This is a genomic window from Flavobacterium sangjuense (assembly GCF_004797125.1).
Classification (GTDB): Bacteria; Bacteroidota; Bacteroidia; order Flavobacteriales; family Flavobacteriaceae; genus Flavobacterium; species Flavobacterium sangjuense.
On the sequence record NZ_CP038810.1, the window covers coordinates 3,087,652 to 3,100,345 of the forward strand.

Annotated in this window: 7 protein-coding genes; 3 read left to right on the top strand and 4 right to left on the bottom strand. The window is 36.3% G+C overall.

Annotation, left to right across the window (positions count from 1 at the left end):
* Nucleotides 1–17: 17 nt before the first annotated feature.
* Complete coding sequence (locus tag GS03_RS13170; protein ID WP_136152995.1) at nt 18–4,631, top strand: T9SS type B sorting domain-containing protein; 4,614 nt, start codon at nt 18–20, stop codon at nt 4,629–4,631.
* A gap of 122 nt (nt 4,632–4,753) precedes the next feature.
* Complete coding sequence (locus tag GS03_RS13175) at nt 4,754–7,216, top strand: outer membrane beta-barrel family protein (RefSeq protein WP_136152996.1); 2,463 nt, start codon at nt 4,754–4,756, stop codon at nt 7,214–7,216.
* A 198-nt stretch (nt 7,217–7,414) separates the two neighbouring features.
* Here GS03_RS13175 and GS03_RS13180 read toward each other — a convergent pair whose 3' ends face one another.
* Nucleotides 7,415–8,419 (bottom strand): 3-oxoacyl-ACP synthase III family protein, encoded by a 1,005-nt coding sequence (locus GS03_RS13180; RefSeq protein WP_136152997.1) that lies wholly within the window; start codon nt 8,417–8,419, stop codon nt 7,415–7,417.
* Nucleotides 8,420–8,465: 46 nt separating this feature from the next.
* Entirely contained in the window at nt 8,466–9,389 is a 924-nt protein-coding gene (locus GS03_RS13185; protein ID WP_136152998.1) for an ABC transporter ATP-binding protein, read from the bottom strand.
* A 169-nt stretch (nt 9,390–9,558) separates the two neighbouring features.
* Between GS03_RS13185 and GS03_RS13190 the strand changes: the two genes are divergently transcribed.
* Nucleotides 9,559–11,325 carry a hypothetical protein gene (locus tag GS03_RS13190; protein ID WP_136152999.1) on the top strand — a complete coding sequence of 589 codons (1,767 nt, stop codon included), beginning with the start codon at nt 9,559–9,561 and terminating at the stop codon, nt 11,323–11,325.
* A gap of 50 nt (nt 11,326–11,375) precedes the next feature.
* Here the strand turns inward: GS03_RS13190 and GS03_RS13195 are convergent, their stop codons facing one another.
* Both GS03_RS13195 and GS03_RS13200 read right to left on the bottom strand, forming a co-directional pair.
* Nucleotides 11,376–12,071: an OmpA family protein gene (locus tag GS03_RS13195; RefSeq protein ID WP_136153000.1), complete on the bottom strand. Its 696-nt coding sequence runs from the start codon at nt 12,069–12,071 to the stop codon at nt 11,376–11,378.
* A 13-nt stretch (nt 12,072–12,084) separates the two neighbouring features.
* Nucleotides 12,085–12,555 (bottom strand): lipocalin family protein, encoded by a 471-nt coding sequence (locus GS03_RS13200; RefSeq protein WP_136153001.1) that lies wholly within the window; start codon nt 12,553–12,555, stop codon nt 12,085–12,087.
* Nucleotides 12,556–12,694 lie beyond the last annotated feature (139 nt).

Consider the following 12,694-nt stretch of genomic DNA (forward strand, 5'->3'; position numbering starts at 1 on the left):
GTCAAAATCCCCAGATTATGAAAAAGTTATTACTCTTAACCTCAATCATGCTATTTACCATTGGCTTTTCTCAGCCAATTTCGGTTAGTACAACCAGTTACACAGTACCACAATTGGTAAACAATGTGCTAATTAATTCACCCTGTGTCAATGCCACGAATATAACGTGGAGCACGGGATCCAATTTTGGTTCTTCGAATGGAATTGGTTTTTTCCAAAATACAAATCCAGGTTTTCCAATGCAAAGTGGCGTTGTATTAAGTACCGGTAACGCATTAAATGCTGCTGGTCCAAATACTTCATTACTAAACGACGGTTCAACAGCTTGGTCCGGAGATACTGATTTAGAAGCGACATTGGCGGCGGCTGGAATTTCTATGGTGTCTAAAAATGCTTCTGTCTTGGAATTTGATTTTACGCCTATTTCCTCAAATTTCAGTTTTGATTTTATTTTTGCTTCTGAAGAGTATGGAAATTTTCAGTGTTTATATTCTGATGCTTTTGCCTTTTTGTTGACTAATATGACAACCGGAGTCACAACTAACTTGGCTGTTGTACCTAGCACAAATACGCCTATATCAGTTGTGACTATTAGAGATTTTTCATACAACTCTTCTTGTCCATCAGTAAATGCCGGATATTTTGGTAGTTTTAATGGTGGTTCTGGTGCTGCAAATTCAGCTACTAATTTTAACGGTCAAACTAAAGTTTTAACAGCGGCTTCTTCATTAACTGTTGGTGTTCCATACCATATTAAATTGGTAATTGCAGATAGATCAGATCCACAGTCAGATTCGTCAATATTTATTTCTTCTGACAGTTTTAATATTGGTCAGGATGTATTAGGTTTAGATTTAACCGTTGCTGGTGGTAATGCATTATGTTATGGAACAAATCACACTCTCGACACCGGGTTAAGTACTTCTAATCATACATTTGTTTGGAAAAAAGATGGTGCCGTTTTGCCTGGAGAAGTTGGTTCAACTTTAACAGTTAATCAGGCTGGCACTTATGAAGTAACGTATACTAATATTTTTAGTACTTGTTTACCAATAACGGATTCGGTTACTATAGAATATTATCCTGAAATAACCTCTCCGAATCCAAATAATCTTTATAAATGTGATTCTGGTGCTGCTTCATATACTTACAATTTGGATTTAAATACATCAAGAGTAAAACAAGGTTTAGATCCAGCAACCAGTGTTTCTTATTTTATATCTCAAAGTGGCGCGGATAATAATATAAATCCGCTCCCATTGCTGTATAATAGCCCGAGTGGACAGACAATATATGTTAGAATTCAGTTGCCAAATAGCAGTTGTTATACTGTTAAAACATTTCAATTACTGGTTTCTCCTGGACCAGTTGCTAATACTCCTCCAGATTTAACATTATGTGCAATCACACAAGGTCAAGTTAGCGCTCGTTTTAATCTTAATTTACAAAGAACTCTGATTTTAAATGGTCAGTCATCTACAATAAATATTGTTAGTTATTATACCTCACTAAATGATGCCAATAACGGAATTAATCCTATAGCTAATTTATCTTCATTCAGCTCCTTTGGACAAACAATCTATGTTAGGGTTCAAAATGTTGGTGATTCGGCATGCTTCAGTATTACAAGTTTTAATCTTATCGTTAATCCGTTGCCAATTGTTGATGTCCTTGAAGATGTAATAGTGTGTACCAGTTATACTTTACTTCCCTTAACAAATGGAAATTATTTTACGGCAATAAATGGTGGTGGAACCCCATTAAATGCTGGGGATGTAATTACAGAAACACAAACTGTTTACATATTTAATCAACCCGGAGGACCAGGCGCTTGTGGGTCTAATAGTTCATTTAGAGTTACTATTATTGATGAGCCTTCACTAACACCTCAAAATGTAACAAGTTGTGGTAATTATACTTTGCCAAGTTTAGAGTTTGGAAAGTATTATACCGGACCTGGAGCAACTGGTACAGAAATTCCTTCAGGAACTGTAATAGCTGCATCTCAACTAATATATTATTATTTTACGACCACGACTCCGCCGATTTGTATTGTGGATTCTAGTTTTACAGTTACTATTGTTCCTAATATTGAAGTTGGTACCAGACCTGATGCCTTTGAATGTACTTCTTACACTTTACCAGCATTATCATTAGGGAATTATTTTACCGCTCCTGGTGGAACAGGAACTCAATTAGCAGTAGGAACTGCCATAACAACCAGCCAAACTATATATGTCTATGCAACTACAACCGGAACAACACCATGTAGTGATGAAGATGCTTTTGATGTTTTTATTGGAATGCCACAACCAGCAGATATTTCACAATGTAATGGCTATACTTTACCCGTACTTCCTATAGGAAACTATTATACCGGTCCAAGTGGAACCGGAACACAAATTCCTGCTGGTACAGAAATAAATGATAATTCAACCATTTATATATATGCACAAACAGCAAGTGGATCAAACAATTGCACTGACAATTTACATTTTACACTAACTTTTGCTCAACCTCCAATTGATGTAATTGCTGATGTTTCTGTTTGTGAAACTTATACGCTACCGTCATTAACAAATGGTGAATACTTTACAGATATTGAAGGAAATGGAACAATGCTTTATCCTGGTGATGTTATCCTTTCAACTCAAACAATCTATATCTTTAAAAGGTTAAATGCAACTTGTTTTAATCAAAATAGTTTTACTGTTACGATTAATCCATTACCGGCTATTGACTCTCGTTCTGATATTGATATTTGCGACCAATATGTATTGACGCCTTTAACTGTAGGAGATTATTACACCGGACCGAATGCAACCGGGACATTAATTGCACCGAATACCGTTATAACTTCTTCTCAATTAATTTATATTTATGCTATTTCAAATACTACTCCTGCATGTAGTATCCAAAATACTTTTCAAATAAATGTCTTTTCAACAACAGCAGATTCGACACCAAACGTTACCGCTTGTGATAGTTATACTTTACCTGCTTTAACACCTAATAATCGCTATTACACTGCATCTGGTGGACCAACCGGCACCGGAACAGAGATTCCTGTTGGCACTGTAATCACTTCAAGTCAGACAATATATATATTCAAAGAATCTTTAATTAGAACCTCTTTTTCATGTCTTGATGAAACCTCATTCACAGTAACTATTAATAACACTCCAGTAATTGCTCCTATTGCAAATGTCAAAGTTTGTAATTCCTATACTTTGCCTCCATTGGCTATCGGGGATTATTATACGGATGTAAATGCATCCGGAACTTTATTACACGCAGGTGATGTTTTGACTTCTTCACAGATACTATATATTTATGCACATACTGCAACATCACCAGATTGCTCAACTGAAAGACGTCTTACAGTTACCATTTTTAATGTTGATACTTTACCAAATGTTACTATTTGTGAAAACTATACGCTACCAACTTTAACCGTAGGCAGATTTTTCACTGGTCCAGGTGGGACGGGAATAGAGCTTTCTTCAGGCACCGTTATCAATACCTCAATGATTGTTTATGTCTATGGCTCATCTCCATTTGATCCTAAATGTAGTGATGAAACCTCATTTACCGTGACTATTATTGATACACCCGTTGCGAATTCAGTTCCTGTAAGTTTGAGAACTACCTGTGATACAGATGGCACTAATGATGGAATAACAAATTTCAACTTGTCAACCTTATCAGCTGCAGTTCTGGGAACTCAGACAGGTAGTGAATTTAGTGTCACTTACTATGAAAGTTTGGCAAACGCAACGACCGCATCAAACCCAATAACATCTACTACTCAAACCGTTGTTTATGTTAGAGTTAGTAATTCATTGGCACCAAATTGTTATGATGTAAAACCGATAACTATTATTGTAAATAAACTTCCGGAACCAACACCTGTTGATGGAATAATTTGTATAGATAGTGAAACCGGAGCATTACTAAATCCTTATACTATGTATAGTGGATTAAGTACTGGGACACATAGATTTGTCTGGACGAATGAAACCGGGAATACCGTTGGAACCGCAAGTAATTATCAGGCGACTGTACCAGGAGTATTTACTTTAGTTGCAACCATTAATGCTACAGGTTGTGCTTCTGAACCGGTAAATGTTACTGTTTCCCCATCTGAACCTGCTATCGTAACCTACGAAGTAAGCCAAGATTTTGCAGATAATCAATCAATTACCGTAACAGCAACCGGTCAGGGAAATAATTTTGAATACCAATTAGATAATGGCCCGTTTCAGGACAGTAATGTTTTTGAACATGTTTCATCCGGAATTCATACTGTAACCGTTAGAGATAAATATGGTTGTGGAAGCACCTCTATTCAAGCTTTGGTTGTAAACTATCCTAAATACTTTACGCCAAATGGTGACGGCTACAACGACTCATGGAATATCCAGGATTTATCAGGTCAATCAAGTGCCAGCATTGTAATTTATGACCGTTATGGCAAAATACTTACCCAAATAAAACCAAGTAATAGCGGTTGGGACGGAACCTATAATGGTCGCTTAATGCCTTCTGATGACTATTGGTTTAGTGTTTCCTATATCGATGAAAATCAAGTCAGCCAGGAATTTAGAGCCCATTTCGCCATGAAGCGATAACCTACATAATACCTACTTTATGAAAACTCCCGAAAATATTGGGAGTTTTTTTTGTTAAAATTTGTAACAAGTTAACCCTTTTAAAGTCTACTTAGGCATCAAATAAATAACCATCAAACATCATGAAGTTTAAAATTTTACTACTTAGCTTATTAAGTACCATTTCTTTTCTGCAAGCCCAAAATTCAAATCAAGGAGCATTTGCATTGGGAAGCATATCCGGAAAAGTAATCGACAAGAGTTCAAGTCAACCGATTCCTTACGTTAATGTTAGTGTTAAATTGGATGGAAAAGTTGTCACCGGTGGAATTACACAAGACAATGGAAGCTTTTCAATAAAGAACCTTGAACTAAAACAATATGTTGTCGAGTTCCAGTTTATGGGTTACAAAACACAAACAGTCTCTGTAAATTTAAATGACGCTACCAAAAATGTCAATCTAAATACTATTTCACTCGAAGAGGAAGCTGTTCAACTGGAAGGTGTTGAGATTGTTAGTGAACGTTCCACTGTTGTTCAAAAAATAGACCGAAAAGTAATCAATATTGGAAAAGATTTGATTGCTTCTGGAAATACCGCATCTGAAATCATGAATAATATTCCAACTGTTAGTGTCGATCCACAAACAAAGGAACTTAGCTTAAGAGGAAACTCTAATGTAAGAGTCTTGATTGACGGGAAACCATCGAACATTGATTCAGCACAATTGTTACAACAAATTCCGTCATCTTCTATCAAACAAATCGAATTGATTACTAATCCTTCAGCCAAGTACAATCCGGAAGGAATGAGCGGAATTATCAATATCATTTTGCATAAAAACTCACAGCAAGGCTTTAACGGAAGTATCAACTCAGGTGTAACTTTCGGAGTTACGCCAAAAGTAAATTCGGCTTTAAACCTTAACTACAAAGTTGGGAAAGTGAATTTCTATACTAATTACGGCTTCAATCACGGTAAAAATGAAAACCATGGTTATATTGATAGTTTCAGACCAACATTAGAAAATCATCAGGATTTTGGAGGTTCTAATCTGAACACTTCACACCTAATTAAATTAGGAATGGATTATTACATCAATGAAAAAAACACCATTTCCTTTTATACCAGCCAAAACATTGTAAATGGTGGCGGTATTGGTTTTACCAATGTTAATTACAGTGATTTGCTGTTGAGAGATTCCAGACAAACTTCTGATTCAGAAACTGATAACCATACCCAAACTTATGATTTGGCGTATAAGCATGATTTCACCAAAAAAGGGGAAACCTTAGATTTTCAGGCCAATTTTTCGAATACAGACAGCCCGGAAAACAGCGATTATGAATACACGCAAACCAATCCAACTTCAACAAGATTCACCAATAACGATATTGCACGTGATACGGATTACTTACAAATCAACGTGGATTATGTAAATCCGTTGTCTGAATCCGTTAAATTGGAAATTGGTGCTGAAACGCGTCTTCAAAAAATCACTAACGATTTTGTTGAAACCGTAAGCGAGCCATCACTATCATACAACAGACTTGGACATTCAAATTTCGAATTCACCAGAAATATCCATTCGTTTTATACAAACATTGGAAAGCAATGGAAAAAATGGAGCGTTCAGGCCGGAGTAAGATTAGAGCAATATGAAATTGATGGTGATTTTTCCAATGTTGTAACCTCATCTAATCCAACTGAAAACATCAATGATCAAAGTACTATAAAAGACGATATCTTCTCAATTTACCCATCATTGTTTTTCAATTACAAAGCAAGTGACAAAGACTCTTTTAATTTTAACTTTTCAAGACGTGTTGACCGCCCAAGCATTGGCCAAATTAGCCCAATAAGAGAATGGACAACACCATTAGTAGAATCAAGAGGAAATCCTTCATTAGAACCACAATTCACCAATTCATTTGAAACAAATTACACCAGAACAACCAAAATAGGTTCAATCACTGCAGGTGTATTCTTCAGACAAATCAATGATGAAATCAGTAGAGTCATTTACAAAAACCCGGATAATAACAATCAGGACATTATCTCATATGACAATTTTGACGACAACCATGCTATAGGTGCGGAAGTCTCTGCGAATTTAAAATTGACCAAATGGTGGTCTGTAAATGCCAGCTCTGATGCTTACTTTAAAACGGTTCGAGGAACTGTCCAAAATGCTAACTCGGGTTTACAAGAAAGAGCCGAAGCAGATGTAGTTATTTTTAATGCCAGAATGAACAATAACTTTGTAGCAACAAAAAAATTGAGATTCAATTTATTTGGTATGTACAGAGGAAAAGATTTAGGCTTACAATTCGAAAGAAAACCAATGTACAAAATGGATATTGGTTCAACTTATACCATCCTAAAAGGAAAAGGAAGCATTACGGCCAGACTAAATGATGTTTTTCAAACCATGCACTTCGGATTTGACGGAAGCATTCCTTATCGTCAGGCCGGAGCATTTTACTGGGAAAGTAGAACTTTCTACTTAGGATTCAATTATATGTTTGGTGGTGGAAAAAACAGCGCAATGCAACGCAAGCAAAGAGATCAAAATGAAACACAAAGTGGTGGAGGCCTTTTATAATCATCACAAATTATTTGAATAGTTATTAATGAAAAAGCCATCCGTGAAAAGATGGCTTTTTTTATTTTTATGTTTTAGGAGCACAGTATCTCGCTATTTAAGGACACTTTCTCCCGCTGTCCGCTCTATCTGTCATTGCGAGCTTGCGAGGCAATCTCACAATAACAGGATGCCGCTCCCATCGGGGCTAAAGACAGCCTACCACTTTATTATAGCACTTGCCCAGGTAAATCCACTACCAAAAGCAGCTAGGACAACCGTATCACCTTTCTTTATTTTTCCTTGTTCCCATGCTTCGGTTAAAGCAATCGGAATAGAAGCTGCTGTCGTATTTCCGTATTTTTGAATGTTATTGAAAACCTTGTCATCACTCAAACCAAATTTCTTTTGGATAAATTGTGAAATTCTCAAATTTGCCTGATGCGGAATCAACATATCAATATCAGACACGGCTAAATTATTAGCCTGCAATCCTTCGTTAATCACTTCACTAAAACGAACCACTGCATTTTTGAAAACAAATTGTCCGTTCATATAAGGAAAATAACTCTCATCTTCCGGATTGTTATCTGCCAAAATATCAGTAACCCATCTTCCTCCCATTCCCGGAGCTAAAACCGCCAATTCCTTAGCATGCTCTCCTTCTGAATGCAAATGTGTGGAAAGAATTCCGCTATCATCATCGCTTCTGCTCAAAACCGCAGCTCCTGCTCCATCTCCAAAAATCACCGAAACAGCTCTACCGCGATCAGTCATATCCAATCCTAGTGACTGCACTTCGGAAGCAACTACCAAAATGTTTTTATACATTCCGGTTTTGATAAATTGATCCGCAACAGAAAGTGCGTATACAAAACCCGAACATTGATTCCGAATATCCAAAGCGCCAATGGTTTTCAAGCCTAATTCCTTTTGCAAAGCAACGCCCGGACCGGGAAAATAATAATCGGGAGAAATGGTGGCAAAAACGATAAAGTCTATATCGTCATAGGATATTTTGGAACGCTCAATAGCAATTTTCGATGCTTTTACACCCATTGAGGTTGTCGTATCCTGACCACGAACTATGTGCCTTCTTTCCTGAATTCCGGTTCTTTCCTGAATCCATTCATCATTCGTATCCATTATTTTAGATAAATCATCATTGGTAACTACATTATCGGGAACATAAAATCCTAAACCTGATATTTTGGAATGAAACATAATTTCTATTTAATTGTTAAAAAACACCATGCTAAATTAAACATTTTTAAGGCTTCTTTTTCAAGTAAATTTCACTGCCTATTGAAACCTCAACCTCACTTTCAAAAAAAATAGTTTTATTGTTATGAATAGCTTCAACCAGGCAATGATTTCCTAAAAAATAAGATTTTACAACTTCAGCTTTTAAATCTGATTTTTCTACTATCATCAATTGACTTGGATAAATAAGCTCAGTTTTTCCATCAATTTCAATTTCATTTACATCGCCAAAAAGTGATGCTATGTATTTGTTTTTTGGATTGTCATAAATGCTTTTTGGATTTCCTTCTTCGATGCTTTTTCCATCTCTCAGAACCAAAACGTCAGCTGCAAAAGAAAGCACATCTGAACTGTCATGCGTAGCAAAAATAGTGGTGATTTGTTTCTCTTTTAAATACCCAAAGAGTTTTCGGCGTAGGCTGTTTTTTCTGAAATTATCGATATGACTAAAAGGTTCATCCAATAATAAAACCTCGGGCTCAAGTGCCAAAACTCTTGCTAATGCTACGCGCTGCATTTGTCCACCACTTAAATTTTTTGCTTTTATATTGGCATAATCCGTCATTTCGACGATTTCTAATAGTTCGGCAATGCGCTCTTTTTTTTGTTCCGGATAAAAGTTCGAAAGGTATTTTCCAACATTTTCGGCTACGGTAATAAATGGCATCAAATCAAAATCCTGTGCCAGATATTTCATGAAATCCATTCCCGGAATAAGATTGTATTTTGGGCCTAAAACTTCGACATCATTCCAAAATAATTGCCCATCATCTAAGTCATACAATCCATAAATAAGCTTAAGCAAAGTGCTCTTCCCGCAACCACTTTCTCCAATAATTGCTAGATTCTTTCCTTTTTCTAGTTCAAAAGAAATGGAGTTGATGGTTGGCTTTTCCTGATAAGAAAATGAAATGTTTCTGACTTTTAGCATAGCTTAGCTTAATTTACAAAATTGAGCAATCTAAAATGAAATTAAAAATATATTTGAGAAACTATTTATAACTATAACGTTGTAGGTCTATAACTAACAGATTTTGAGCTATGTTTTTTAGGAATTTGTGAAATTAGGCATACATTTGCCTTGAATATCCGGACGATTTATGAAATTGAAAATCTACATAACTATACTTTTACTTTTAGCAATAAATGCTTCTTATGCACAAGTTGGCATTGGAACCACTTCTCCTAATGCATCATCTATGCTGGACATTACCTCAACCAATAGTGGTCTGCTAATTCCCAGAGTTTCTTTAGTCAGCACAAGTGATGTAACAACAATCGCTTCTCCAATAACTTCATTGTTAGTTTACAATTCTGGTTTTGCTCCAAATGGTTATTATTACTGGAATGGTTCGCTTTGGGTTCAATTAGCTGTTGGCTCCAATGCAGATTGGTCACTAACCGGAAACACAGGAACAAGCAGTGCTACAAATTTCTTAGGAACAACGGATAATGTGGATATTGTTTTTAAAAGGTTTAACATAAGGGCTGGTTATATTGGAGACCCAACGTATAATCTTTCTACGTTTGATTCCAATAACGGGAATACCTCTTTTGGTGGTAATTCACTCGTCAATCCTACAGTAAATGTCGGTTCACAAACTGGTGTGCGTAATACAGCTTTTGGTGTAAATGTTATGCCAGGGCTTACAACTGGCCAGCGAAACTCGGGAGTTGGCGATTTTGCCTTATTCTCAACCACTACAGGGAATGAAAATACCGCTGTAGGAGTTGGTGCATTATTTTCAAATACCATTTCGAGCGGGCAAACTGCTTTCGGGAGGAATGCATTGACTTCTTTTAATGGCCCCAATACAGCTAATATTGGTAATACTGCGGTTGGTTTTTCTGCTCTTAGGAATACCGTTAGCGGAATATCGAATACTGCTATTGGTTATGAAGCGTTACGGAATACAACGGGTAGCGGAAATGTAGGTGTAGGATTCCAGGCGGGAAGATTGGAAACAGGAAGCAACAAACTTTATATAGAAAACACCAATGCCGATGCGAATAACGCATTAATTTATGGTGAGTTTGATAACAATATTGTGAGGGTAAATGGAACTTTACAAATAAGTAATCCGGCTTCTGCTCCGGGATATTCACTCCCAATCGTAAGAGGAACGAGCGGTTATGTTTTACAGACTAATGGTGCAGGAGCAACTTCTTGGGCAGACCCAACAACTTTATCTATTACTGAAACCGACCCACAGGTTTCATCGGTAACAACAAACGTTGTCCCAAAATGGAACGGAACTACTTTAGTTGATGGTGTGATGACTGACGACGGAACTAATGTTGGCGTTGGAGTTACTCCAAGCACAGGGAATAAACTGGAGGTAAACGGAAAAACAAAAACCACCAATTTTCAAATGACAACCGGAGCTGCAACCAACTATATTTTACAAAGTGATGCCGCAGGAAATGCTTCCTGGGCAATACCAAACAATACACTTTCGGTTGTTCGTACCACAATGAGTGGCGCTATTGACCAGGCGCTAACAACTGGTGGTTGGCAAAAAGTAACTTTTAACAATGTTGTTTTTGATACAAATGCGGAATTTAATACCGGCACTAATCGATTTGTTGCAGCTAAAGCAGGGTACTATGAAGTGAATGCAGGATTTCATATTAAAACAAATACCAGCACTAACCTCTTTTCAATTGGAGTTCGTGTCAATAATGGTTTGTATCAGGAAACCGGAGGTAATCATACCGGAAGCGGGATTGCCTCAAGAAATATAAATTGTATTGTAAACTTAGCCGTTGGTGATTATGTAGAAATTTTTGTTGAAAACACCTTATCAGGTGCATTAATCGATGGCTATTCAGGGAAAACATTTTTTGAAGTAAAACAAATAAAATAAAAAAAAGCCGTCTCTTTCAAGACAGCTTTTCTTTTTATAAACTTCAGAAATTATTTTCCTGCTTCTTTTTGAGCATCCTGAACCATTTTTTCGTTGGCTGTGATAGCAAATTCAACACGACGGTTTTGACTTCTTCCTTCAGCAGTATCATTTGTTGCAATCGGATCAGCAATTCCTAAACCAGTTGTAGTGAAACGTGAAGAACTAATTCCTTTTCCAGCTAAATAACTTTTAACCGAAGCCGCTCTTTGTCCTGAAAGTGTTAGGTTATATTCAGGCGTTCCAGTGCTGTCAGTATAGCCATAAATTTGAATGTTGGTATCAGGATATTGATTAAAAACAGGAACCAATTTATCCAAATTAGCTTTAGCAGTTGTAGTCAAAGTTGATTTATTTGTATCAAAACGAACTGCATTCTCTCCCAATACTAATTTAATTCCTTCTCCTACTCTTTCTACTTGTGCACCAGGCAAAGCTGTTTCAATCTCTCGAGCTTGTTTATCCATTTTGTTACCAATTACACCACCGGCAACTCCACCAATTACACCACCAAGAACAGCACCAAGTGCGCCATTTCCTCCTTTACCAATATTATTACCTAAAATCCCACCGATAACGGCTCCACCAGCAGCTCCAATTACGGCTCCACGTTGCGTTTTATTTGAGTTTTTTACAGCTTCACAACCTGTGAAGAAACTTCCTAAAAGGAAAAGACTTGCCAAAGCAACTATTTTTATATTTTTCATAATGATTTTATATTTAATTTCTATTGAATTGGTAAACTACAGCTGTTGCTGTTCCAACAACATCAATCTGGTCAATAAGCTGGAAGGAATTGTCTGTTATGTTGGCAACTTTTAAAACATAACCATCTTTTACTTTTCTTGCTTTAGATTCATCTAAAATTTTCAGAATAAATTGCCCATCTTTATTGACAAACCAAGTAATTGGTGTACTGTAAGATGTACATTTTGGGCTGTTAAGTGAGAAGTTTCCCTTGTTGTTGTTTGAAACAAATTTCCATTTACTTCCAACAAAACATTGTGAATCAGCCAACTCAAAGGAGTTCACTTTTATCATACTTGAATTAGGATAAGTAACAGAGGTAATAGTCCAGTTTCCTTTCATCGCAACCTGTGTTTTAGAATCCAATTTGGTTTCGGTAGCCGATTTTGATTTACAAGATAAAATCAAAACTGACAATACACTTATTAAAATAATTTTTTTCATTCTTATTAAAATTTATAATTAATTACTACAAATATACGCCGATTTTTAATTTGGAATTTACATTATACTGTAGAATTGTTACAGAATTATTGTAGAATTGTTACTACGTCAATTTGTCATAACTTGTACAATTGGTATT

Excerpts from the sequence above, each read along its gene's own strand:
- GS03_RS13180 (WP_136152997.1), bottom strand. The coding sequence starts at position 8,419 with ATGTTTCATTCCAAAATATCAGGTTTAGGATTTTATGTTCCCGATAAT.
- GS03_RS13175 (WP_136152996.1), top strand. The coding sequence starts at position 4,754 with ATGAAGTTTAAAATTTTACTACTTAGCTTATTAAGTACCATTTCTTTT.
- GS03_RS13195 (WP_136153000.1), bottom strand. The coding sequence starts at position 12,071 with ATGAAAAATATAAAAATAGTTGCTTTGGCAAGTCTTTTCCTTTTAGGA.
- GS03_RS13200 (WP_136153001.1), bottom strand. The coding sequence starts at position 12,555 with ATGAAAAAAATTATTTTAATAAGTGTATTGTCAGTTTTGATTTTATCT.
- GS03_RS13190 (WP_136152999.1), top strand. The coding sequence starts at position 9,559 with ATGAAATTGAAAATCTACATAACTATACTTTTACTTTTAGCAATAAAT.
- GS03_RS13170 (WP_136152995.1), top strand. The coding sequence starts at position 18 with ATGAAAAAGTTATTACTCTTAACCTCAATCATGCTATTTACCATTGGC.
- GS03_RS13185 (WP_136152998.1), bottom strand. The coding sequence starts at position 9,389 with ATGCTAAAAGTCAGAAACATTTCATTTTCTTATCAGGAAAAGCCAACC.